This is a genomic window from Ferrimonas senticii DSM 18821, assembly GCF_000422665.1.
In the GTDB taxonomy this organism is placed as follows: Bacteria; Pseudomonadota; Gammaproteobacteria; order Enterobacterales; family Shewanellaceae; genus Ferrimonas; species Ferrimonas senticii.
In genome coordinates, this window is record NZ_AUGM01000020.1 from 1 (window position 1) to 25,125 (window position 25,125).

Genomic DNA, 25,125 nt, shown 5'->3' on the forward strand with positions numbered 1-25,125 from the left:
TTCGCTTCAACTCTTAAAGAGGAGCGCCATTTTATTAAGTTAACTTCCGAAGTCAAGGACTTATTTTGAAAGTTTTCTTAGTGGCTGCTGCCTTATCAACCGTGGCCAACCGCGTTACCGCTGTGCCCCGTCGACAGGAGGCGCATTATAGGGAGCCTTTGAATTAGCGCAACCCCTTAAGCCAGATAATTTGTCTAATTTAACGCGAACGCTCATTATAGCAACGATCTGCCGCAACAACGGCGCAAAAACCAACAAAAAGGAGCCTTTATGGCGATCAAATCTTTCCTTGGCCAGCAGCCAACCTTAGCAAATGGGGTTTATGTTGAAGAAAGTGCGGTGCTCTATGGGGATATCAAACTGGCTGAAGACGCCAGCGTTTGGCCTTTGGTGGCAGCTCGCGGTGATGTGAACTTTATCCGTATCGGTAAACGCAGCAACATTCAGGATGGTTCGGTGCTGCACGTCACCCGCAAACACGAGGCGGTACCGGAAGGCTATCCACTATTGATTGGTGATGAGGTTACCGTTGGCCACAAAGTGATGTTGCACGGCTGCACCATCGGCAATCGAGTGTTGGTTGGGATGGGCGCCATCGTGTTGGATGGCGCGGTCATCGAAGATGAGGTGATGATCGGCGCCGGCAGTTTGGTGCCACCAGGTAAGCGCCTGCAGTCTGGCTACCTATATTTTGGCAGCCCAGTAAAACAAGCGCGGCCATTAACGGATGCCGAACGGGCGTTTTTAACCGAATCCGCTGACAACTACGTCAAGCTAAAGCAGGTCTATCTAGATCAGCAAGGTTGATGGCCTAACCACACCTGCCCTTGGGGATCGAAACTTTCCTCTTCTATTAGCAGTTCCGCTTGTTCTTCAAGATCGAAGCGGCACTGCTCAAACGCGGCCGAGGCTTGCTCGATGTTCTCAATCTGGCAGTTGGCCAGTTTCGCCAACTGCGCAATGGTGATCAGGCAAGGCACCACCTGCCCGGCCCATTGCGCATCAAATTGGATCCACTGTTGCGACCAATCCACCTCGATGCGGTCATTAAATAGAATTTGCTGATTCATTGCGCTACCTCTTACTCGGCAATCAAGCGGCTTAATACCGTCGCGGTATCCGGTTGGATCTGACGCCACAATTGGAAACTGGCGGCGGCTTGCTCGACCAGCATCCCTATGCCGTTGTAGTTGGCGTTTAGCCCTTGAGCTTGGCCCCACTGCTGAAACGGCGTCAAGCCAGTGCCATAAGAGAGATCATAACTGACTGCCTGCGGGCTTAAGGCAATTTTTGGTAATGATGGCAGTTCACCGGTCAATGACGCGGCGGTGCCATTCAGCACCAAATCAAACTCCCCCACAATCTGCTGCAATCCGACCCCTTGCACCGAGCCCAAATCGGCAAAATCGTTAGCTAACTGCTGGGCGGTGCTTTCAGTACGGTTCGCTATAACAATCCGCTGTGGCTGTTGCGCCAACAACGGTGCCAAGATCCCACGTACCGCCCCACCAGCACCGAGGATCAAGATCCGCTGATCAGCCAATGCGACTCCCAAGCGGATCAGATCGGTCACCAGGCCAATGCCATCGGTATTATCTCCTAGCAGACTGCCGTCGGCTTGCCAGTAAAGGGTATTAACGGCTTCGGCGCGCCGCGCTCGTTCGGTTAATTGCTGACAGAGGGCAAACGCTTGCTGTTTAAACGGTGCAGTAACGTTAGCACCGCAGCCGCCGGCCAGCCGAAACTGGGTCACCGCCTCAGCAAAGTTATCTGGTTCCGCCAGGGTTCGGTCGTAGTGAATGCTCTGCTGGGTTTGCTCGGCAAATTGCTGATGAATTTGCGGTGACTTACTTTGACTGATGGGGTTACCGAAGACGGTATAGCGATCCATGGGCACACATAGCAAAAAGGGCAATGACCGAGTTATACGTGTCACTGCCCTTAGATGGCAACCTCGCAATTAGTGCTCGCTCAGCTCCGATAACCAATCCCGAGGTTTCAGGTAGTCGCTTAGCCGCGCTTCATCACTACCAGGCTCGGGCTGGTATTGGTATTGCCAGCGTACCAGTGGCGGCATCGACATTAAGATCGATTCGGTACGGCCACCGGATTGCAGGCCAAATAGGGTGCCGCGATCAAACACCAAGTTAAACTCAACGTAACGGCCGCGGCGATAGAGTTGGAACTGACGCTGAAGATCGGTAAACGGCAGATCCTTTCGACGCGCGACAATCGGCGCGTAAGCCTCGGTAAAGCCATTACCGACCGCTTGCATAAAAGCAAAGCACTGCTCAAAGCCGTTCTGATTAAGGTCATCAAAGAACAGCCCGCCCACACCACGGGTTTCCTGACGATGCTTGAGATAGAAGTAGTCGTCACACCACGCTTTGTATTTAGGGTAGGTCGTTGCACCAAACGGAGCACACAGATCCGCCGCCACTTGGTGCCAATGGCGTACGTCTTCATCAAACGGATAACACGGGGTTAGATCGAAGCCGCCACCAAACCACCACACCGGCGGTTCACCTTGTTTTTCAGCGACAAAGAAACGAACGTTGGCATGGCTGGTCGGCACATAGGGGTTATTGGGATGGACCACCAACGACACCCCCATTGCCCGCCAGCGCCTACCGGCGAGTTCTGGCCGTTGGGCGGTAGCCGATGGTGGTAGTGTTTCACCGGCGACCTCGGAGAAATTGACTCCGGCTTGTTCAAAAACCGCGCCGCCGCTTAACACTCGACTTTCGCCGCCACCGCCTTCTGGCCGTTGCCACTTATCCGCGACAAATTGCCCCTGACCATCGAGCTGTTCAAGCGTATTGCAGATGTGATCTTGCAGCTGCCGCAGATAGGCGTACACCGCTTGATATTGTGACGTCATCGCTTCCCTCGTGACTGAAGATAAAACAAAAAAGCGGACCAACAAGTTATGTTCGATCCGCTTTTGCTACCGGCTGTTAGCCGCGCAAGATGTCGCCGCTGCGAGCGTCCATAATGGTTGAAGGCGCGAGATTACCACCGACCTCCCCCATCACAACGCCGTCGAGCAGATGACCCAGTTGCTCGACCACCTCACCCCCCAAGGTCAACGCCGGTTGACCGCTAAGGTTAGCGCTGGTGGAAACCACCGGACCGCCAGCGGCACAGCAGAGATCTTGCACCGCAGGGTGATCGCTCACACGCACAGCAAGGGTGTCGAATTGGCCAGTTAGCCACTTAGGCACGCCGGCGCGTACCGGCATTACCCAGGTGTATGGGCCAGGCCAACGACTGAAAATCTGCTGCTGACGCGCTTCATCCAGCACACTTTCATCAACAAACGGGCGCAATTGGCCAAAGCTGGCGGCCACCAGAATCAGTCCTTTCTCTACTGGCCGCTGTTTGATCTGCAAGAGTCGTTCTACCGCTGCTTGGTTCATCGGATCACACCCTAAACCAAATACCGCTTCGGTTGGGTAGGCGATAACCCCCCCTTGGTTGATGGTTACACCGGCCTCGGCCACGGTTAACAAACGACTCATAGACAATTAGATCTCCGCTAGTTTGGCTTGCAGTGCTGCATCTTTGGCTTGCACTGCGGCGGCCGCTTCGGCCCGTTCATATTTAACTTTAGACGCCAACGCATCGTCACCGACCGCCAACATCTGCGCTGCCAGATAGCCAGCATTCTTGGCGCCGGCACTGCCAATAGCAACAGTCGCCACCGGTACGCCACCTGGCATCATCACAGTAGACAGCAAAGCATCATGCCCTTGCAATGGGCCGTTGTTGATTGGCACGCCGATCACAGGTCGGGTGGTGATCCCAGCCACTGCTCCGGCAAGGTGGGCCGCCAACCCTGCGGCACAGACAAATACCTTGCAGCCGCGGGCTTCGGCATCGGTAACGTAGGCGTGGGTAGCGGCTGGAGTGCGATGCGCTGACGTTACTTTCGCCTCGAAAGGAATTTCAAAGGCTTTCAGCACATCAAGGGTCGCTTGCATGATCGGCAGATCAGAGTCAGAGCCCATTAAAACTGCAACGAATGGGGTGGTCATAGGATGGATCCTTAGTAGGGTACGTCGCTAAAACGACTTATGGTTATTTAGATCGCCGCGATTATAACCACTCACTTTGGTACTTACATGTCCGTTGTGGGCAACACAATGTTCTGTTTCCACGTACCTTTTTGACTACTAATAACTTCCAGCCACACTCAGGGCAGGATTGGCCGACCGGTTGCTCGTTAAGCAGATATTTGCACTTCGGATAGTCGCTGCACGCGTAGAATTTCTTGCCAAAGCGGTTGGTGCGCTCTTGCAGTTGGCCTTCGCCGCATTGCGGGCAACTTGGCAGGTCTGGCGCTTGTTCTGGCTCATCTTGACGAACGATGTGATCGCACTCAGGATAGCCGGTACAGCCGATGTAGAAACCATAACGACCGGACTTTAGCGCCAACTCGCGGCCACACTTAGGGCATTCGGTGCCCTCCATCACTTCATCTTCGCTGTGGGACTTCTCCACCAATGGTCGATGATAACCACAATCTGGATAGCCACTGCAGCCGATAAAACTACCGTGCTTGCCATGTTTTAGCTGAAGAGCTTGGCCGCACTCTGGGCACGCGCCATGGTCATGCTCTAACGCATGCTCATGTTGAGAAAACAAGGTGCTATCGATTTTGGCCATTGGCTAAGTTACATCCACTACGAGTATTACCACCAATTTACCAAAAAAGGCGCCGCAGCGCCTTTTTCTCAAGCCGTTGACTTGCTCTGTTTAGTGCAGCAGTCCTTCCGGTTGCTCGAAGATCAGATCTTCCATCTGGCTGTAGGCTTGTTCGTTGCCTGGCGCATTGAACAGCACCATCAGTACCACCCATTTCAGATCATCCAGCGACAGCGGCTCGCCATCCAGTGCCATTACGCGGTCGATCACCATCTCGCGAGTGTGGGCATCGAGTACCCGTATGTTTTCTAAAAACTGCAAAAAACCACGGCTAGCAACATCAAGTTGTTGTTGCTCTTTGTCATGATAGATACGGAAACTGCTGCTGGCCGCCCCAACCAGATAGGGCTGTTGTTCCGACTGTTGCAGATCCGCCAGCTTCTCAATCCAACCCAGCGCTTTGCCAATCTCTTGTTTGTGGAAGCCTGCACGGCTTAACTCATCCGTTAGCTCTTCGCGATCAAACAGCAACTCGACGTCGCTCTGAACATAGGTCTCAAACAGATACATCAGAATATCGAACATATCAGCCTCCCTTAAGCCTTACATAGCCACCGGGCACAGCCGCAACAACCCCATCCAGTTCTAGCTCGGTCAGTTGTGTCATCACAACCTCTACCGGTAGTTCGCTGCGTTGTACCACTACATCAACCGGTGTGACCTCATAACCCACACTATCTAACAACGGCGAGTCAGGCAACTTAGCCGCCAATAACGACGGTTGATAAGGACGTTGTAATGTTAACTCCTCAATAATATCGACCGGATCAGTCACCAATTTGGCACCTTGCTGGATCAACTGATGGCAACCTTGGCGATTTGGCTCTAACACACTACCGGGCACCGCAAACACCTCCCGTCCCTGTTCGGCCGCCAACCGGGCACTGATCAATGAGCCGCTTTTTAGCCCCGCCTCGATAACAACCAAACCATAACTGAGGCCGCTGACGATACGGTTGCGTTCAGGAAAGTGATGCCGCAGCGGCGGTTGGTTAGGCCAGTATTCCGACACCAGAGCCCCCTGTTCGATGATCTGGGTCGCTAAGCTACGGTGTTGACGTGGATACACATTGCTTAAACCGCTGCCCAGCACGGCGCTGGTCGCGCCGCCGCCAGCCAGCGCCCCTTGATGGCTGGCACCATCGATCCCCAAAGCAAGGCCAGAGGTAATGCCCCAGCCGCTGCTGGCCAACTGTTGGCTCCACTCAAAGGCCAACTGGCGGCCGACATGGCTGGCTTTGCGGGCCCCAACCAGCGCGATACTGGCGGCGCTTAAGCACGTCAGCTGGCCTTCGACAAACAGCAGCAGTGGAGGATCATCGGTAACCCGCAACGATTGCGGGTAGGCTTCATCCATCAAGGTGATGATATGGCGCGAAGGTGAGTTATCCTGCCAAGTTAATGCCTGTTCCAGCGACGCCACTGGTGGCGGCGCGAAACGTTCACATTTGCCCATAAAGAAGCCGGGCAACTGCCCGGCTTGTAAGGATTCGATAATCTGTTGCGGCGCCGCTTGTTGTAGCCATCGCCGTTTTTGGCTGCGAGTTAGGCCGCGCAAAGCGGCCAATTGCAGCCAGCTTTCAAGATCAGCCACGTTTGCTGCCAAACACCATCGGGCTTGGGGCCAAGATATGGTCTTCCACTCGCACCGGATTACGGCCGTTGACGATCAATCCCATCGAGACCTTGTTATAGGTCTTAAACAGCATCAGTTCACCGCTATACACCATTGGCAACTCAACAGAGCGGCCGTCACTGGTTAGTGCCATCACCTTATCATAGGCGCGGCGTACCGTTTGGTCGCGATAAGGGATGTCATCCTCACCGGTTACTAGGATCTCTTCATTGTCCTTGTGAATCGCATAGACCTGGCCAATTTCAGCACCGTCATCGCTGCCGCGATTGACTATCGCCACTTGGAACGGTCCCATCTCCCGTGCCTTGGCATCGGATGCAATGATCTGCCCTGTAATACCTGCAGGTGCCGCATGCGGTTGGAAATATGCAGGCAGCATTGCTGCATCAGAGATCGGCATTACCCATTGTCCGGGCAACACCTCTTGATCGGAACTGGCTAGGGTCACTCGTGAAATCTTGCCGGATTCAGTCACCTGACCGGCGGCGGTAAGTTCCATCTCCAGCCCAAGCAAGGTCTTGCCATCGACATCACGCAGCACTCGGCCCTTGCGATAAACGCCGTAACGCTGACCGAGCTGCAGTTCACCGTCAACAAACAACACATCGCCGCTGGCATAACCAACCGCTTGCCGCTCGCCGCCCATAACTCTTGGAATGCCAACCAATTGCTCTTCAGTCAGTACCTGCTGAAAGCTCAAGTACGGTTCGATAATCGATAGTGGCACTGCCGGGATGGCACCACCTTTAGGCTGAATTCCCATCTCTGGGCTCATCCGTACTGAGGCTTTGCGCACTAAACGTGGCTTGCCATCGATGTATACCAACGTCAGTTGGTCACCCGGGTAGATTAGATGCGGGTTGGCGATCTGCGGGTTGGCCCCCCACAGCGTTGGCCAGCGCCACGGATCATCTAAGAACAACCCCGAAATGTCCCATAGGGTGTCGCCCTTTTTCACTACATAGGTGTCGGGGTGCCCTGGTTTTAGGGTGAGGGTATCGGCCCATGCTGAGCCAACTAGTGCTACTGCGAGAAACACCGCCAATCTTTTCATGCCACTTCCTTGTGCGTCGCTGGTTGCCGGTTTCTGTCATTCCCACCAGCAACGGGTTAAAATTACCCATCCGCTGCCAAAGTTACCCAAGGCAGACACTATTTTTCAATAACTTATTTACGAGATACGCCATGGCCATCAGAGAAGTGCTTCGTTTCCCAGACGAGCGTCTGCGCACTGTCGCGCAACCAGTTACCGATTTTGGCCCAGAACTGCAGGCACTGATCGACGACATGTTCGAGACCATGTACGAAGAGCGCGGTGTCGGTTTGGCAGCGACCCAGATCGATCAGCACCTGCAGCTTATCGTTATGGACCTGTCTGAAGACAAAAGCGAACCACGCGTTTTCATCAACCCAAAAGTGGTTAAGCAAAACGGTAAATTCATCAACGAAGAGGGCTGTCTGTCAGTACCGGGCGTGTACGCCAAGGTAGAGCGGGCAGAGACCATCACCGTTGAAGCGCAAGACCGTCAAGGTAATACCGTGGTCACCGATGGCGATGAACTGCTGTCCATCTGTCTGCAACACGAGATGGATCACCTGCTAGGCAAACTGTTTGTTGATTACCTGTCGCCACTGAAGCGTCAACGGATCAAACAGAAGCTGGAAAAGAACGCGCGTCTTGACGCCAAAATGGGATAAGCGACACCGTGACAGCCCTTAAAATCGTCTTTGCTGGTACCCCAGAATTTGCTGCCGATCACCTGCAAGCGCTACTGGATAGCGAACACCAGGTGGTGGCGGTCTACACCCAACCGGATCGTCCTGCTGGCCGCGGCAAAAAGCTGACCGCCAGTCCGGTGAAACTGCTGGCAACCGAGCACAATCTGCCGGTTTACCAGCCTCGCACCCTGCGCGACGAGCAAGCGCAGCAGGAGTTGGCGGCGCTGGATTTCGATATCATGGTGGTGGTGGCTTATGGCCTGATCCTGCCAAAAGCGGTGTTGGATCTGCCGCGCCTTGGTTGCGTTAACGTCCACGGCTCGATTTTGCCGCGTTGGCGTGGTGCCGCGCCAATTCAGCGTTCTATCTGGGCGGGCGATGCGCAAACTGGCGTAACCATCATGCAGATGGACGAGGGCTTAGACACCGGCGCGATGCTGCACAAAGTATTCTGCGACATCGAAGATTCTGACACCTCCGCCAGTCTTTACCTGAAACTGGCTAAGCTGGGGCCACAGGGCCTGGTGGAAGCGCTGGCGCAACTGGCCGACGGCACTGCCGTCGCCGAAGTGCAAGATGACAGCCAAGCTAACTACGCCGAGAAACTGTCAAAAGAGGAAGCGGCGATTGACTGGTCCAAATCCGCTGTGGCGCTGTGGCGTGAGGTTCGAGCCTTTAACCCTTGGCCAATCAGTCACTTCCAGTGTGAGGCGCAGACCATCAAGCTGTGGCAGGCCGAGGTAGTTGAAGGCCAGCACAACGCCGCTCCGGGCACCATCATCGCAGCCGATAAGCAGGGCATCGTGGTCGCCTGTGGCGACAACGCCTTGCGACTGCTGTCGATCCAGTTGCCAAACAAAAAGGCGATGGCCGCCGCCGATGTTTTGAACGCTCGTAAAGAGTGGTTTGCCGAAGGCAACCGTCTGTCATGAGCCAAAAGTCACGCGCTTATAACCTGCGTGCCGACGCCGCCAGCATCATTCTGGCGGTGATCGACCAAGGTCAATCGATGGGCACCGCCCTACCAAAAGTTCAGCAACGCTACCGCGACGGCCGCGACAAAGGTCTGCTGGCCGAGATCTGTTACGGCGTGATGCGCACTCTGCCACAGCTGGACACCCAACTGCGGCGGCAGCTGCAAAACCCACTGAACGGCAAAAAACGGATCATCCACTGCCTGCTGATGGCGGGACTGTACCAGCTAAAGCACACTCGGGTGGCCTCCCATGCGGTGATCAGCGAGAGCGTCGAAGCCTGTCGGACCCTGCGTGCGCCGGGGATGACCGGCTTGGTCAACGGCGTACTGCGCAGCATGCAGCGCAACCTTGAAGCGCTACAGAATGAGCAATTCGAGGCGGAAACCGTACAAACCATGCACCCAAGCTGGCTGCTAAAGCGGCTGCAACAGGCTTACCCACAACAGTGGCCGCAAGTGGTAGCCGCCAACAATCAGCAACCGCCACTGTGGCTGCGAGCCAACGTTAGCCAGCAAAGCCGTGATGCCTACATGGTTAAGTTAACCGAACAACAGATTGCTTGTGAAGCCGGTGATAGCGCCGATTCGCTGCGGTTGTTGGAACCGATGGACGTTACCCAACTGCCGGGCTTCGAAACCGGCGCGGTATCAGTGCAAGATCTGTCAGCTCAGCGCAGCGCCGAACTGCTGGATTGCCAAGCCGGCGATGAAGTGCTGGATGTCTGTGCCGCCCCGGGTGGCAAAACCTGCCACATGCTGGAACGGCAGCCACAAATCGCCAAAATGATTGCCGTCGATCTGCACGGTGATCGCTTAGCGCGGGTCCAGCAAAACCTTGACCGTATCGGCCTTAATGCCGAACTGGTTGAAGGCGATGCCCGCTTTCCACAACAGTGGGCGCCGGGACAACGCTTCGATCGCATCTTGCTGGACGCCCCCTGCTCCGCCACCGGGGTTATCCGTCGTAATCCTGACAGCAAGTGGCTGCGACGTGACAGCGACATCGAACAACTGGCACAGGTGCAAGCCGAGATCCTGCAAGCGATGTGGCAGATCCTCAAACCAGGGGGCACCCTGTTGTACGCCACTTGTTCGGTGTTACCAGAGGAAAACAGCAAGCAGATCAGCGCGTTTCTTCAGCAAACTGAGGATGCTATGCTGATCCCAATCCACGCCGATGAGCAGCTCGACAATCCCGGTTGGCAGATCCTACCGAGCACCACCGGCGGCGACGGCTTCTACTACGCCCGTCTGCAAAAACGCAGCTAACGTATAACGATAATCACATGAAGATCATCATCTTAGGGGCCGGCGGTGTCGGCGGCACATTGGCTGAAAACTTAGTCGATGAAAACAACGACATCACCCTAGTGGACACCAACCATGACCGCTTGATTGAGCTACAGAATCGCTTCGATCTGCGGGTGGTTCATGGTCATGCAGCACACCCTCATGTGCTGCGCAGTGCCGGCGTCGAAGATGCGGATATGCTGATTGCGGTCACCAATTCAGACGACACCAACATGGTCGCCTGTCATACCGCTTATACCCTGTTTGGCACCCCGACTAAGATCGCTCGGATCCGCTCACCGGAACTGCTCAGCCACGCTAAGGAGTTGTTCCAACAGGGTGGCTCCAACCCCGATACCCGCGGCCGCTTCTATATCGACGAGATCATCGCCCCCGAACAGCTGGTGACTAACTACATCAGCCGTTTGGTGGAGTATCCCGGCGCCTTACAGGTGCTGACGTTCGCCGATAAAGAGCAAGCCAGTTTGGTGGCAGTTAAGGCCTATTACGGGGGCTCCTTGGTGGGCAGCGCGCTGTCAGCGTTGAAGCAGCATATGCCCAACATTGATGCCCGAGTGGCGGCGATTTTTCGCCAAGGCAAAGCGATTGTGCCCCGTGGCACCACGGTGATTGAAGCCGACGACGAAGTGTTCTTTGTCGCTGATACCGCCCACATTCGCGCGGTTATGAGCGAGATGCAGAAACTCGAAGCCAGCTACAACCACATTATGATCGCCGGTGGTGGTCATATCGGTGCCGGTTTAGCGCGAGTGCTTGAAGCCAACCACAGCGTTAAGTTGATCGAAAAAGACCCACTGCGCGCCGCCGAATTGTCAGAGCAGTTCAACAGTGTCCAGATCTTCCCTGGCGATGCCGCCGATCCGGAACTGTTGAACGATGAACTGATCGATCAGATGGACGTATTTATCGCGGTTACCAACAGCGATGAAGCCAACATCATGTCGGCGCTACTGGCCAAGCGGATGGGGGCGAAAAAGGTGATGGTGCTGATCCAAAAAGAGTCGTATATCGACTTGGCTCAAGACGCCAACATCGACATCGCCATCTCGCCACAACAAGCGACCATCTCGGCGCTGCTAACCCACGTTCGTCAGGGTGATATCAATAACGTGTACTCGTTGCGTCGTGGTGCCGCGGAAGCGATTGAAGCGATTGCCCATGGTGATGAGAACACCTCCAATGTGATTGGCCGCCAGGTGCAAGAGATCAAATTGCCGCCGGGCGCTACCATCGGTGCGATTATCCGCAAGGATCAGGTGCTGATGGCTCACGATAACACCGTCATTGAAGCGTTCGACCATGTGATCCTATTCTTGATCGACAAGAAGCACATTCGCGAAGTTGAGAAACTGTTCCAACCGCTGGCGCCGTTCTTCTGAAAAAGTCGTTTTAAGCTGATAGCTGATAGCTGATAGCTGATAGCTGATAGCTGATAGCTGATAGCTGATAGCTGATAGCTGATAGCTGATAGCTGATAGCATCAAACAAAAACAGGTTGCCCGTCGGCAACCTGTTTTTTTAGTATGTTAAAACGTTAGCCGTCGGTGCGCGCTTCGTGCAACTGCAACGCGAACGCTTCCACTTCGTTCCAGTCGGTGTAATCGATCACCGTATCGGAAGCGGTTGGGCCTTTGGTCATCACCATAATCAGCTTGATCGACAGGCTGTCGAAGAATCCCCAAGAGGGGTAATCCACTTTACCGGCAAACACCTTCAAGTGCTGCGGACGCCATGGCTGCTCGGCCATAAATTTCTGCATGTAGCGGTTGCCTTCCACGGTCGCTTTAGCCGGATTACGGGCCACCACCGACAAACAGAAGAAGCCATTGTGACGGGCATCGAGCTTATCCTGATGCTCAGCAATAAACGCCTTAATGCGCTTATCAAAATCACCGTACAACACCGGACAACCGATCACCACGGTATCGTACTTGTCCCAATCGATCCCCTCTTGCTGGGCCTCGACGATGTCCATCATTTCGCAGTCGCTGCCAGCCTGCGTCATGGTTTCCATAATCCGGCGGGTTACCCGAGCGGTGTGGCCACCACGGCTGAAATAGACAATTAGAGTCCCTGACATTGTTACCCCTTAAACCCCGTTTGTGCGGTGTAATTTTAGATGTTGCAATATGGTTTGCTGACTTACAACTGTCTAGCTTTTGGATCACATTCCGCCGTCATAGCCGGTAACAATGACAAATTTTCGCGATCTGGATCTTGCGATTATCAACGCCATAAAAAAGGAGCCATTATGGCTCCTATAGCTACTGGTATAGTTACTGGCGCTCTAAGCGCCACTAATTGCGCCAGAAGGTCGGAGTAAACAGCACCAGCAAGGTAAAGATCTCCAGTCGCCCAAACAACATGCCAACAATCAAAATCCACTTGGCCGGATCATTAATCAAACCGTAATGTGACGCCACATCACCAAGGCCCGGGCCTAAGTTGTTTAGGCTAGCAGCCACCGCGGTAAAGGCGGTAACGTTGTCTAAACCGGTGCCCATCAGGGCGATCATCAACACCACAAACACCAACGCGTAGGCGGCGAAGAACCCCCACACCGCATCCACCACTTTATCGGTGATCGCCTTGTTGTTAAGCCGAATCGAATACACCGCCCGCGGGTGTACCAAGCGTTTTAGCTCGCGCATCCCTTGCAGGGTTAGCAACATCATGCGGATCACCTTGATGCCACCTGCGGTCGAGCCCGCACTGCCGCCGACAAAGCTGGCGAGGATCAGCAACATCGGCAAAAACAGCGGCCAAGCGGCAAAGTTTTCGGTGGCAAAACCGGCAGTGGTCGACATCGAAACCGCTTGGAACAACGCCTGATCCAGAGAATTTTCAATGCTTTGCCCTACCGGTGCATGGCTCAGCAAGACCAAAAACACCACCGCCACCAACAGCAGTTGCACCAGCAAGAAGATCCGTACTTCCGGATCGTACCAGTACACCTTGAGGTTGAATTTGGCTTGGATATTTTTCTCCGAAAACGCCAATGGGAAAGCGGCGAAGTGCAATGAAAAGTTGATTGCAGAGATCAGCAAAAACACCACACAGATGAGGTTGATCAACGGGCTATCAAAGTAGCCCATCGACGCATCATGGGTGGAGAACCCGCCGATGGCGATAGTCGAAAATGAATGGCAGATGGCGTCAAATTCATCCATCCCCGCCAAGTAATAAGCCACCGCACAGATCGCAGTTAAAAACAGATAGATCTTCCACAGCGCTTTGGCCGTTTCGGCGATCCGCGGGGTCATTTTATTGTCTTTCACTGGGCCCGGGGTTTCGCAGCGATACAGCTGCATGCCACCTACGCCCAACATCGGCAGCACCGCTACCGCCAAGACGATGATCCCCATACCACCGAGCCATTGCAGCATATGGCGGTAGAGCAAAATCGCTTTCGGTAAGCTATCGAGCCCGGTGATCACCGTGGCGCCGGTAGTAGTCAACGCCGAGAACGATTCAAACATCGCATCGGACAAGCTCAGATCAGGGCGCTCGACCAGCATAAACGGGATCGCCCCAATGGCGCCCAGTACCGTCCAAAACAGCACCACAATCAAAAAGCCTTCGCGATTACGCAATTCCGCCTTGGCATCGCGATTGGGGTACCACAGCAGGGCGCCAATGATGCAAGAGATAATAAAGGCTCGAACAAAGGCATTACCGCCGCCATCTTCATAGTGCCAGGCCGCGGCAACGGACGGCAGCATGGTGGTGCTAAACAGCGCCACCAAAATGCCGATGATCCGAGTAATAGTGCGATATTCCATGGGAGTAACTTAAACCAATTTGGCGCTAAGGATACTCCGATGGCTAAAAGCAATACAGCATCGCTAAATCAGTCGGTCATCAAGGTTGGCAATAAGCGACCGCGACTGCCATCCGCCAGCGCTGCACAAAACGCCTGTTGCTGCGCTTGTGGCAGGCTCAATTGCAGTTCAATCTGCTGGCCATAGTGCTGTTCGACAATATGGCCGTGATGTTGGCTAAGCAGGTGCTCTACCAGTGACAGATCCGGATAGTCACACTGCAATTGCAGCGTCATGTGCGGCACAAATGGCTTGGTTTCAAGCTGCGCCAGCACATCCTTAACACAACCACCGTAAGCCCGCACTAAGCCGCCGACACCCAGTTTGGTGCCACCGAAATAGCGCACCACCACCACCGCAAATTGGCCGACATCCGCGCCCAGCACCACATTCAACATTGGCTTACCGGCAGAACCGGCGGGTTCGCCATCGTCACTGCAACCGATATCTCTGGTACTGCCCGGGGGGCCGGCATTAAACGCCAGACAGTGATGGCTGGCATCCGGATGTTCAGCCCGCAGTCGCGCTTGCAAGGCGCGCGCTTCAGCGGCGCTTTGCACCGGCTCCAACACCGTAATAAAGCGGCTGCGCTTGATGATCTGTTCCACCACCAGCGGTCCAGTTGGCACTAAAAATCCTGCGGTCATATTCATAAATCATCAACCAAAACGGCCAGCCGCCGGCCACTACCAGATCCACCAGTAGCCACCGTCGACTGGCCGTGCACCAGTATTACAGGCCGAACTGACGAGTTAAGTTGTCAATGCCGTCCGCCAGCACCACCACGTCGTCTTCGATACGCACACCGCCGTAAGGGCGCAATTCGTCGATGCGAACTGGGTTGAGCAGCGCTTTAGCCTCATCGGACAGATCGTTCAGCAGCGAATCAATCACATACAGACCCGGCTCAATGGTCAGCACCATGCCTGCTTCGATGATCCGAGTGCAACGTACGGTCACGCCTTCCGGTGGCATCTGCTCGGTGCCGTCGGCGCTTTGCATAAAGCCAGCCACGTCGTGCACCTGCAACCCGATTGGGTGGCCTAAGCCATGCGGGTAGAACGCTTTGGTGATGCCCAGATCGATCAGCTGCTGCTCACTACCAGAGGCCAATTCAAACTGATTCAGCATCTGCGCTACTCGACGGTGCATATCCAGATGCAGATCCAGATAAGCCACACCCGGCTTGATCATCGCCAGGATCTGCTGCTGATGGGCGTCCATCGCGGCCACCAATTCGGCGTACAGACCGGTAGATTCATAGGCGTAGCTGCGGGTGATGTCCGAAGCGTAGCCATTTACCTGCGCGCCAGCGTCAATCAGAAAGCTCAAACGCTGTGCCGGCACGGTTTGTTCCAGCTTGGTGTAGTGCAAAATCGCGCTGTTTTGGTTCAAGGCGATGATGCTGCCGTACGGCACTTGGTTTTCACCTTGGCCAACGGCGGACAGGTAAGCTTGCTGAATCGCAAACTCGGAGGCACCCGCCATAAAGGCATCGCGCGCCGCTTGGTGGCCGATCACCGCAATGCGGTTGGCTTCACGCATGCACTCGATCTCGTACTGGGTCTTAATACTGCGGCTAAAGTGAATGCCATCCATCAGCGGCTTCGGGTTCACCAGGGTCAATCCCAGCGAGGCGGCGTGATCGGCGTGGGCACCAATATAGGCAAACTGCTGTTTGTCTTGCGGCATCAGTTCGAGCAGTTGCTCCAAACGAGCAAACTCAATCAATTCAACCTGTTCCACCCAAGATTCGGTTGGTAACGGCGCCACTTTGTGCCAGAAATCGACTGGACGGTAGAACAGCAATTGCGGCTTTGCGCCTTGGCGGATCACCAGCATACAGTGCGGGTTATCTGTCAGCGGCACCCACTGCTTAAAGTGCGGGTTAGCCTTAAACGGATACTCCATATCATCCAAAAAGATGGCGGCAGGGTAACCGGCGTCGATCACCATACCGGCCAGATTATGCTCGGCTAGTAAGGCATCGCTGCGTTGACGAAGGGTGGCAATGTGTTGTGGGTAATGCTGGGCAATCGCGTCCATAACGGGGGCTCTTGTTATCGGCTAAAAAACAGAAGGGTCGAGTGTACCATCGCCGCACTAAAGCACCATGGTAGTGCAACAAAAGCCCTCCTTAGCCAAGGTTATCGATGTTCGCCAATTGGCAATAGTTGCGAGGTTAAAACCGCCACCATCGCCAAGTTAAACGGTCGTTTTAAAAGCACTTGCAGTTTGTTGTGACTCAAGTCACACTGCTTTTCGATGCCGGCGTGACGTCCACGACAGCGACGACACCTGCGGCAACACGGATGTAATCACTGACGTGGTAATAAGGAACCCGACCATGATCTTTCAGAGTCCTGATCTACGTGTCGATTGGCTAGAACCCGGCATTGCTCAGCTGCAATTCGCCGCCCAAGGTTCAGTTAATAAATTCGACCGCTCTACCCTCGATCAATTCAACCAAGCGCTAGACACCTTAGCCAGCACCGACGGCCTGCAAGGGGTGGTGGTAAGCTCTGCCAAAGCTACCTTTATCGTTGGCGCCGATATCACCGAATTCCTACAAAGCTTTGCTCAGCCCGACGCCGAAATCCTAGCGTGGCTAAAACAGACCAATGAGATCTTCAATAAACTGGAAGATCTGCCGGTACCCACTATCGCTGCGGTCAACGGTTTTGCCCTTGGCGGCGGCTGCGAAGCGATTCTGGCCTGTGATCTGCGAGTCGCCGACAGCAGTGCTTCCATTGGTCTGCCAGAAGTGAAACTGGGTTTGATCCCCGGCTTTGGTGGCACCGTGCGCCTGCCACGGGTTATCGGCGCCGATAACGCGCTGGAGTGGATCACCACCGGCAAACCGCACAAGCCAGCGGCCGCCCAGAAAGTCGGGCTGGTCAATGCGGTGGTGGCGCCAGAACTGCTGCAACAAGCGGCGGTCGATATGCTCAAGAGTGCCATCGCTGGCGACATCGATTGGCAAGGCCGTCGCGCCGAGAAACAAGCGCCGCTGAAGCTCAATAAAATCGAAGCGATGATGTCGTTTACCACCGCCAAAGGGATGGTGGCACAGCAAGCTGGGCCGCACTACCCAGCCCCCCACGCCGCTGTAGCGGTGATTGAAGCGGCTGCGACTCATGGCCGAGAGCAAGCGTTGTTGATTGAAAACCAAGCGTTCCTAGAACTGGCCAAATCCGACGCCGCCAAAGCGCAGATCGGCATCTTCCTGAACGACCAATACGTTAAAGGCTTAGCCAAAAAGGCCACCAAAACCGCCAAGGACACCGGCTCTGCGGCCGTACTGGGCGCTGGCATCATGGGCGGTGGCATCGCCTACCAAAGTGCCAGCAAAGGCGTACCGGCGGTAATGAAAGACATCAACCAGTCGGCGCTGGATCTGGGTCTGGCTGAAGCCTCGAAGCTGCTGGGGGCGCAACTGGCACGCGGCCGCATCAAGGCCGACAAAATGGCTAAAGTGCTCAACAGCATCGTTCCAAGCCTCGACTACACCGCCGTTAAAGACGTTGATGTGGTGGTCGAAGCGGTAGTGGAAAACCCTAAGGTGAAAGCGATGGTGCTGGCGGAAGTGGAAAGCCACGTCAGCGACGAGGCGATCATCACCTCCAACACCTCGACCATCTCCATCAACCAACTGGCCAAGAGCGTGAAGCGCCCAGATAAGTTCTGTGGCATGCACTTCTTTAACCCAGTACATAAGATGCCACTGGTGGAGATCATTCGTGGTGAACACACCTCGGAAGAGACCATCGCCAGCGTGGTGGCCTACGCCGCCAAGATCGGCAAAACCCCAATCGTCGTTAACGACTGCCCGGGCTTCTTGGTGAACCGAGTGCTGTTCCCCTACTTCGCCGGCTTCAACCTGTTGCTGCGCGACGGCGGCGATTTCCAACAGATCGACAAAGTAATGTCGAAGCAATTCGGCTGGCCAATGGGCCCCGCTTACCTGTTGGATGTGGTCGGCATGGATACCGCCCACCATGGCAACGACACCATGGTTGAAGGTTTCCCTGAGCGGATGAAGTTCGACTTCACCAGCGCGGTGGATCTGATGTACGGCGCCCAGCGTCTGGGGCAGAAGAACGGCAAAGGCTTCTACCAGTACACCCCAGATCGCAAAGGCAAGCCGAAAAAAGCCAAGGATGATGACGCCATCGCCCTGTTGGCGGCGGAATATGGTGCGGCGAAGCCAATGGACGCTGAAGCGATCATCGCCCGGATGATGGTGCCGATGATCAACGAAACCGTGCGCTGCCTCGAAGAAGGCATTGTCGCCACCCCAGCGGAAGCCGATATGGCGCTGCTGTATGGCATCGGTTTCCCACCGTTCCGCGGTGGTGTGTTCCGCTATCTGGACACCATCGGTTTGGACCGTTATGTGGCGATGGCCGACCAATACGCGCACTTGGGCAACATGTACCAAGTGACCGACAAACTGCGTGAAATGGCTGCCAACGGCGCCCGTTTCTACCAAGGATAAGGAACGCAAAATGAATCAAGCTGTCGTTGTCGATTGCATCCGTACCCCAATGGGCCGCTCTAAAGGCGGGGTATTTCGCAATGTCCGCGCCGAGGATCTGTCGGCGCATCTGATGCGTTCACTACTGGAGCGCAACAGCGCCTTGGATCCCAACGAGCTGGAAGACGTGATTTGGGGCTGTGTTCAGCAAACCCTAGAGCAAGGCTTTAACATCGCCCGTAACGCGGCATTGATGGCTGGCCTGCCAAAATCCGTTGGTGGCGTTACCGTTAACCGCTTGTGTGGCTCCTCCATGCAAGCGCTGCACGACGCCACCCGCGCCATCATGGTCGGTGATGGTGACGCCTTTATCATCGGCGGCGTTGAGCACATGGGGCACGTGCCGATGATGCATGGGGTCGACTTCCACCCAAGCATCGCCAAAACCGTCGCCAAGGCCTCGGGAATGATGGGCCTGACTGCCGAGATGCTGGGCAAGCTGCATGGCATCAGCCGCGAGCAGCAAGACGCCTTTGGCGCGCGCTCTCATCAAAAAGCGCACGAAGCCACCCTATCTGGCCGCTTCGATAAAGAGATCGTCGCCATTGAGGGGCACGACGCCGAAGGTCGGCTGATCAAGATTAAGCACGATGAGGTTATCCGTCCGGAAACCACCATCGAAACCCTGTCGGCACTGCGTCCGGTGTTTGATCCAGTCAATGGCACCGTGACCGCGGGCACCTCCTCGGCGCTGTCCGATGGTGCAGCGGCGATGCTGGTGATGTCGGAAGCCAAAGCCAAAGCTTTGGGCTTGCCAATTCGCGCACGCATTCGCTCAATGGCGATCTCCGGCTGTGACGCCTCCATCATGGGTTATGGCCCGGTACCGGCCACCCAAAAAGCGCTCAAGCGTGCCGGCCTGACCATCAACGACATCCAATACGCCGAGTTCAACGAAGCGTTCGCGGCGCAAGCGCTGCCATGCCTAAAAGAGCTGGGGCTGATGGATAAGATGGAAGATATGGTGAACCTTAATGGTGGCGCCATCGCCTTGGGCCACCCTCTGGGCTGCTCTGGGGCGCGGATCTCCACCACCTGCATCAATATGATGGAGCATCAGGATGTGGAACTGGGTCTGGCGACCATGTGCATTGGTCTGGGCCAAGGGATCGCCACCGTGTTCGAGCGCGTTTAATGTGTTAGCCAATGGCTAAACTTATTAGGGCAGCTTCGGCTGCCCTTTTTGATGACCGGATCACAGCGACACTCTTGATCATCAATGTCATCGGCGTATGATGGCCGCCTTATTTTTGACCGGATCCGAACATGCCAGAGTTTCAAAACGCCAATCACCAACTAGATGCCATCGGTCTGCGTTGCCCAGAGCCGGTGATGATGGTGCGCAAAACCGTACGTAATATGGCGGTCGGCGAAACCCTGTTAGTCACCGCCGATGATCCGTCGACCACCCGTGACATCCCAAGCTTCTGCACCTTTATGGATCACGTGCTGGTCGCCAGCGATGTCGCCGCGGCGCCGTACCGCTACCTAATCAAAAAAGGCAACTAGCAGTAAAAAACCGAAGCAAATGCTTCGGTTTTTTATCAACACAGAAAAACTTACCGGCCAAGGGTCACAACTTCATAATTAAATTTGCTAATAGCTTCGCTATACTCAGTCGCCGTCATCGTCGTTGCGTCAATCGCAACCAGACCATAAGTAGATTCACTACCATTAGCAATCAAAAATACACTAAGTTCTTCAAATGATTGAGATTCATATTTAGTTTGCAGTGCTTCTGGCAATTGTAGTTGGTTGATAGTACCAATTAATGGGGCACTAACAGACCACACAAAATTGGTGTTTTGCTGACCGATAGAAATTCCTGTCTTTGCCAACCCAAGACCGCTGAAATCATAATCGATTTGAGTATCCATAAAATAGTTTTGCCAATCTGTCACTTTCTCTGCAAATAATTCTTTAGCATGCACATCAGTAAAGTTTGCGACACCATCAACCACTTTGCTATGTGAAACCGACTGATAATATTCTCCGCCTGATAACACTTCAAAATCACCAGCTATAGCAATATGTTCTGAAAAATTATTTGGGAACTGCCAGATGTTATCGCCATCAGTATCAATGTTTCTAATGCTAATTATTTCTAAACCGGCGACCACAATTGCGCTTTGATATGCATCATAAGCATAAGTAGAGTTAATCGTCAGGCGCTCTCCCTCAGAGAAATCAGCCATCTCGAGTGTAATTATTGAGGTTTCAGTTGGGTCTATATCGTATTTGGCGGAATATGAAGATGAAACTGAACTTTCGTCATGCAAAAAAACATTAATCGATGGCCAAGCACCATCCGTCGAGCGACATATCGATACGGTATTATCATCATCGTGAAAATCTTCATTATAAATAAACTTATAGGTAGGTAATTGTGCTTTAAGGTCAGCATCATCAATAGTAACTGACTCACAGCTGCAGTTTTCTTGTTGCAAACTTATAAAACTAATTGGCAACACTTCTTCAGAGAAATAAAGGAAACTGTCTATCGAAGTTTGTCGAAGTCCTTCATCGCCATAAACGCTAATATGAACTGCATTTTCAGGCCGATCAATTGTTAAAGTTCCTTGCTCATCGACAGAATTAGAACTGATCAGGTCGCCATTGATATCGTGCATCAAAACCGTTGCATCAGCATAAGGAAAACTGCTATCACAGTTATATGTTTTAGCACTAGCGACAACGGTTAGTGTGTCAGGGATGGCAAAATTTGATGGTGGCGCTTCCGTTACACCATCTGTATTATTATCACTACTTAGATCAATATTAATTGATTCCTCACTATCGCCACCACAACCAACCAAAATAACAACAATTAACGGAACAAAACTCTTCTTCATAAAATCCCTTTTATCAGAAAGCTTAACCAAGTAAAAATCCCAAGCGTAGTCACCCATTAAATAACTGACACGCATAGTTTATCGAACAATACAAATTTATATGCTCATTCGATAATATTAGAAAACGGCATTTAATCATCTATAAGCTAATAAAGTTTACATCTGGAAATGCTTTTGTTACGCCGCTGCCTGTCAGCGGCGTTTTTGTTTGCGGTAAGGTTGGCAGATAACAAAAAATGAACAGGGACTGTCATGCCAACTACACCGCTTCGCCACCGACCACGTTTGAGTGCGGTCGCCATCCTATGCGCCAGCCTTACGCCATTCGCCCACGCAAGCGACACCTCAGAAAAAGCGCCTAAGTGGGACGTCAACGCCCCACAAGATGCGCCGCTGCAAACCATCAATATCCGGGTCGACCAAGGCACCTGGATGAATCTGGACATCAGCCCCGATGGTAAAACCATCGTGTTTGATCTGCTGGGCGACATCTACACCATGCCCGCCAGCGGCGGCCAAGCGACCCCATTAGTTAAGGGCATCGCTTGGCATATGCAGCCGCGCTTTAGCCCCGATGGCAAACGCATCGCCTTTACCTCGGATCAGGATGGCGGCGATAACCTCTGGATCATCAATGTCGATGGCAGCGAGATGCAGCCGGTCACCGAGGAAACCTTCCGGCTACTGAATAGCCCGGCGTGGAGCCCTGACGGTCAGTACCTGATTGGTCGCAAACACTTCACCGCCCAGCGCAGCCTTGGTGCCGGTGAGGTCTGGCTCTATCACGTTAGCGGCGGCAACGGCGTTAAGCTGACCGAACGGCCGAACGACCAAAAAGATCTCGGCGAACCGGCATTCAGCCCCGACGGCCAGTACATCTACTTCTCGCAAGACGATACTCCCGGCAAAACCTTCCACTACTCCAAAGACTCGGTGAAAGGGATCTACAAGATCAAACGTTATGACCGCCATAGCGGCGAGATTGAGGTGTTGCTTGAGGGCAGCGGCGGGGCGATCCGGCCAACCCCAAGCCCAGATGGGCGTCACTTAGCCTACATCAGCCGCGATGGCTTCCAATCCAGCCTCTACCTATACAACCTCGCCTCCGGCGAAAAGCGCAAAATCTACGGCGAGCTCGACCGTGATATGCAGGAGACTTGGGCGATCCACGGGGTCTACCCAACCATGGCTTGGACTCCAGACAACGACGCCCTGCTGTTCTGGGCCGGCGGTAAAATTCGCAAGCTGGAGATCAACAGCGGCGAGCTGGAAACCATCGAGTTTCAGGTCGACACCGAAAAACAGATGCAACCGGCGGTACGCTTCCAGCAGAACCTCGATCACAATCAGGTGGATCTGAAGATGCTGCGGCAAGTGCAGATCTCCCCCAACGGCAAGCAGGTGGCGTTTGAAGCCCAAGGTAAGATCTGGCTGCGAGAACTGCCTAACGGCAAACCAAAACGGTTGACCAAACAGGACGAACAATTCGAGCTGTTCCCCGCTTGGTCACGGGACGGCCGCAAACTGGCGTATGTTACTTGGGATGATAACGACCAGGGGCAAGTGGTGGTGCGCGATCTCCGCCGCAAGCGCAACAAAGTGGTGACTACCGAGCCGGGTAAATACGTCGAGCCGGCATTCTCGCCGGATGGCGAAGCGCTGGTGTTTCGCCGCAGCAAAGGCTTCTACATTACCCCGCGTAGCTGGAACCGCGATGCTGGGATCTATCACGTCGATCTCACCGACAAAAAACCGCAGCCGCGGCGGATCAGCAAACAGGGTCATCAGCCGCACTTTGGCGCCGACAACGACCGCGTCTACTACCTGACCATGGACAACAAGATGCCGGCACTCGGCAGCGTTGGTCGCCACGGTTTCGAGCCACGAATCCATTACCGCTCTGAGCACGCTACTGAATTTCGGGTTGCCCCAAATGGCGAGCAACTGGCGTTCGCCGAACGCTTTAAGGTGTTCGTCACGCCGCTCACCAGCCACGGTGAAACCATTAAAATCGGCCCCAATGGCGGCGGTCTGCCGGTAGCGCAACTGTCACAACGGGCCGGCGAAAGTCTCAGTTGGGGCGCCGATAGCCAAAGCCTGTACTGGAGCCTTGGTCCGGATCTGTACCAAGTCGCCACCGATAAGCTATTTGTCCCCGGCAGCACCGTTGAGGTTACCCCAACGGTGACCGATATTGGCTTTAGCGTCGATGCCAACGTTCCACGTGGAACCATCGCCTTTGTTGGTGGCAAGGTGCTGACCATGGAAGGCGAACAGGTGATTGAGAACGGCACGGTGATCGTTACCGACAACAAGATTGTCGCCGTCGGTGCCGATGTGGCGCTCCCAGAAGACGCCGACGTTATCGACATCAGCGGCAAAACCATTATGCCGGGACTGTACGATGCCCACGCCCACGGCAGCCAAGGTCAGGATGAGATCATCCCCGAACAAAACTGGCTTAACTTTGCCGGATTGGCGCTGGGGGTGACCGCAATTCACGATCCCTCCAACGACACCACCGAGATCTTTGCCGCCAGCGAGATGCAGAAAACCGGCGTGATTGATGCGCCGCGACTGTTCTCCACCGGCACCATTTTGTACGGAGCCAACGGCCCCGGTTACACCGCCCACATCGACAGCTTAGAGGACGCCAAATTCCATCTGCAGCGACTGAAAGCGGTCGGCGCCTTCAGCGTTAAAAGCTACAACCAACCCCGTCGTAACCAGCGCCAGCAGGTGATCACCGCCGCCCGCGAACTGGAGATGATGGTGGTACCGGAAGGCGGCTCACTACTGCAGCACAACCTGACGATGATCGCCGACGGTCACACCGGCATTGAACACGCCATTCCGACCGCCGCCTTGTATGACGACGTTAAGCAGTTCTGGTCGCAAACCGACGTGGGCTATACCCCGACTTTGGTGGTCGCCTACGGCGGCATTTGGGGCGAGAACTACTGGTATGACAAAACCGACGTTTGGGCCCATCCACGGCTGTCGAAATACGTGCCGAGCGATATCCTTCGCAGCCGCTCGATGCGTCGTCCGACCGCCCCGGATGAGCACTACAACCACTTCAATGTGGTACGGGTTGCCAACGAGCTAAACCAGTTGGGGATCGATTCCAATATCGGTGCCCACGGCCAACGTGAGGGCTTAGGTGCTCACTGGGAGATCTGGATGTTTGCCCAAGGCGGCATGAGCAATCTCGACGCCCTGAAAACCGCCACCATTAACCCCGCTAAGCACTTTGGGATGGATCATCAGCTCGGCTCAATTAAGGTCGGCAAACTGGCGGATTTGATCGTGATTGATGGCGATCCACTGGCCAACATCCGCGATTCTGACAAGGTGCAGTACACCATGGTCAACGGTCGCCTGTATGACGCCGAAACCATGGAACGCCTTAACGGCGATGGCGAACCACGGGATAAATTGTTCTTCGAAAAGTAAGTGGTTACTTAGTGCGCAACACCAATAAAACTCTGGGAGCCGCTAGGCTCCCTGTTGTTTAATTTGCCACCGAAATTGACTCTCACTGATAACTAATCACTACCAACTAA

Annotated in this window: 23 protein-coding genes; 9 read left to right on the top strand and 14 right to left on the bottom strand. The window is 54.3% G+C overall.

The window, feature by feature from the left end; translation table 11 throughout:
• Positions 1–270: 270 nt before the first annotated feature.
• The gene (locus tag G506_RS0111180; protein WP_028116935.1) at positions 271–807 is read left to right on the top strand and encodes a gamma carbonic anhydrase family protein; all 537 of its coding nucleotides are present in this window, start codon (positions 271–273) and stop codon (positions 805–807) included.
• Here the strand turns inward: G506_RS0111180 and G506_RS0111185 are convergent.
• The 9 genes from G506_RS0111185 to G506_RS0111225 form a co-directional block, all read right to left on the bottom strand.
• Positions 795–1,070 carry a DUF1488 family protein gene (locus tag G506_RS0111185; protein WP_028116936.1) on the bottom strand — a complete coding sequence of 92 codons (276 nt, stop codon included), beginning with the start codon at positions 1,068–1,070 and terminating at the stop codon, positions 795–797. The genes G506_RS0111180 and G506_RS0111185 overlap by 13 nt on opposite strands.
• 11 nt (positions 1,071–1,081) lie before the next feature.
• A complete protein-coding gene (aroE, locus tag G506_RS0111190; protein WP_028116937.1) occupies positions 1,082–1,891 on the bottom strand; it encodes a shikimate dehydrogenase in 810 nt (269 codons plus the stop codon).
• 69 nt (positions 1,892–1,960) lie between these two features.
• Entirely contained in the window at positions 1,961–2,881 is a 921-nt protein-coding gene (hemF, locus tag G506_RS0111195; protein ID WP_028116938.1) for an oxygen-dependent coproporphyrinogen oxidase, read from the bottom strand.
• Positions 2,882–2,957: 76 nt separating this feature from the next.
• The gene (tsaC, locus tag G506_RS0111200) at positions 2,958–3,521 is read right to left on the bottom strand and encodes an L-threonylcarbamoyladenylate synthase type 1 TsaC (RefSeq protein ID WP_028116939.1); all 564 of its coding nucleotides are present in this window, start codon (positions 3,519–3,521) and stop codon (positions 2,958–2,960) included.
• 6 nt (positions 3,522–3,527) lie between these two features.
• Positions 3,528–4,037, bottom strand: a complete 510-nt coding sequence (purE, locus tag G506_RS0111205; protein ID WP_028116940.1) for a 5-(carboxyamino)imidazole ribonucleotide mutase — start codon at positions 4,035–4,037, stop codon at positions 3,528–3,530.
• Between the two features lie 61 nt (positions 4,038–4,098).
• Complete coding sequence (locus G506_RS0111210; RefSeq protein WP_028116941.1) at positions 4,099–4,668, bottom strand: DNA topoisomerase family protein; 570 nt, start codon at positions 4,666–4,668, stop codon at positions 4,099–4,101.
• Between the two features lie 90 nt (positions 4,669–4,758).
• Positions 4,759–5,232, bottom strand: coding sequence for a DUF494 family protein (locus tag G506_RS0111215; RefSeq protein ID WP_028116942.1), 474 nt, complete (start codon positions 5,230–5,232; stop codon positions 4,759–4,761).
• 1 nt (position 5,233) lies between these two features.
• Positions 5,234–6,301, bottom strand: coding sequence for a DNA-processing protein DprA (gene dprA, locus G506_RS0111220; protein WP_028116943.1), 1,068 nt, complete (start codon positions 6,299–6,301; stop codon positions 5,234–5,236).
• Positions 6,294–7,397: a LysM peptidoglycan-binding domain-containing protein gene (locus G506_RS0111225; RefSeq protein WP_028116944.1), complete on the bottom strand. Its 1,104-nt coding sequence runs from the start codon at positions 7,395–7,397 to the stop codon at positions 6,294–6,296. The genes dprA and G506_RS0111225 overlap by 8 nt, the downstream gene beginning before the upstream one ends.
• A gap of 131 nt (positions 7,398–7,528) precedes the next feature.
• Between G506_RS0111225 and def the strand changes: the two genes are divergently transcribed.
• Genes def through trkA form a run of 4 tightly spaced genes read left to right on the top strand, consistent with a single transcriptional unit; the run spans position 7,529 to position 11,728 of the window.
• Positions 7,529–8,041 carry a peptide deformylase gene (gene def / locus G506_RS0111230; protein ID WP_028116945.1) on the top strand — a complete coding sequence of 171 codons (513 nt, stop codon included), beginning with the start codon at positions 7,529–7,531 and terminating at the stop codon, positions 8,039–8,041.
• Between the two features lie 8 nt (positions 8,042–8,049).
• Entirely contained in the window at positions 8,050–8,994 is a 945-nt protein-coding gene (gene fmt, locus G506_RS0111235) for a methionyl-tRNA formyltransferase (protein WP_028116946.1), read from the top strand.
• Positions 8,991–10,307: a 16S rRNA (cytosine(967)-C(5))-methyltransferase RsmB gene (rsmB, locus tag G506_RS0111240; protein WP_028116947.1), complete on the top strand. Its 1,317-nt coding sequence runs from the start codon at positions 8,991–8,993 to the stop codon at positions 10,305–10,307. Before fmt ends, rsmB begins: the two co-directional genes overlap by 4 nt.
• Positions 10,308–10,324: 17 nt before the next feature.
• Positions 10,325–11,728, top strand: coding sequence for a Trk system potassium transporter TrkA (gene trkA / locus G506_RS0111245; RefSeq protein WP_028116948.1), 1,404 nt, complete (start codon positions 10,325–10,327; stop codon positions 11,726–11,728).
• 155 nt (positions 11,729–11,883) lie between these two features.
• On the opposite strand, the gene hemG is transcribed toward trkA, so the two are convergent.
• The 4 genes from hemG to pepQ all read right to left on the bottom strand — a co-directional run bounded on the left by hemG (position 11,884) and on the right by pepQ (position 16,216).
• Positions 11,884–12,429 carry a menaquinone-dependent protoporphyrinogen IX dehydrogenase gene (gene hemG, locus G506_RS0111260; protein WP_028116949.1) on the bottom strand — a complete coding sequence of 182 codons (546 nt, stop codon included), beginning with the start codon at positions 12,427–12,429 and terminating at the stop codon, positions 11,884–11,886.
• 217 nt (positions 12,430–12,646) lie between these two features.
• A complete protein-coding gene (locus G506_RS0111265; protein WP_028116950.1) occupies positions 12,647–14,131 on the bottom strand; it encodes a TrkH family potassium uptake protein in 1,485 nt (494 codons plus the stop codon).
• Between the two features lie 68 nt (positions 14,132–14,199).
• Positions 14,200–14,817, bottom strand: a complete 618-nt coding sequence (locus G506_RS0111270; protein ID WP_035387283.1) for a YigZ family protein — start codon at positions 14,815–14,817, stop codon at positions 14,200–14,202.
• 85 nt (positions 14,818–14,902) lie between these two features.
• Positions 14,903–16,216, bottom strand: a complete 1,314-nt coding sequence (gene pepQ, locus G506_RS0111275) for a Xaa-Pro dipeptidase (RefSeq protein ID WP_028116952.1) — start codon at positions 16,214–16,216, stop codon at positions 14,903–14,905.
• Positions 16,217–16,517: 301 nt separating this feature from the next.
• On the opposite strand from pepQ, the gene fadB reads away from it, so the two are divergent.
• The 3 genes from fadB (at position 16,518) to tusA (ending at position 20,216) form a co-directional block, all read left to right on the top strand.
• Positions 16,518–18,668, top strand: a complete 2,151-nt coding sequence (gene fadB / locus G506_RS0111285) for a fatty acid oxidation complex subunit alpha FadB (protein WP_028116953.1) — start codon at positions 16,518–16,520, stop codon at positions 18,666–18,668.
• Between the two features lie 10 nt (positions 18,669–18,678).
• Positions 18,679–19,842 (top strand): acetyl-CoA C-acyltransferase FadA, encoded by a 1,164-nt coding sequence (fadA, locus tag G506_RS0111290; RefSeq protein ID WP_028116954.1) that lies wholly within the window; start codon positions 18,679–18,681, stop codon positions 19,840–19,842.
• A 131-nt stretch (positions 19,843–19,973) separates the two neighbouring features.
• Positions 19,974–20,216, top strand: a complete 243-nt coding sequence (tusA, locus tag G506_RS0111295; protein WP_028116955.1) for a sulfurtransferase TusA — start codon at positions 19,974–19,976, stop codon at positions 20,214–20,216.
• A gap of 50 nt (positions 20,217–20,266) precedes the next feature.
• Here the strand turns inward: tusA and G506_RS0111300 are convergent, their stop codons facing one another.
• On the bottom strand, positions 20,267–21,634 hold the full coding sequence (locus G506_RS0111300; protein WP_156904880.1) for a hypothetical protein: 1,368 nt from the start codon (positions 21,632–21,634) through the stop codon (positions 20,267–20,269).
• Positions 21,635–21,811: 177 nt separating this feature from the next.
• Between G506_RS0111300 and G506_RS0111305 the strand changes: the two genes are divergently transcribed.
• The gene (locus G506_RS0111305; protein ID WP_028116957.1) at positions 21,812–25,015 is read left to right on the top strand and encodes an amidohydrolase family protein; all 3,204 of its coding nucleotides are present in this window, start codon (positions 21,812–21,814) and stop codon (positions 25,013–25,015) included.
• Positions 25,016–25,125: the final 110 nt, after the last annotated feature.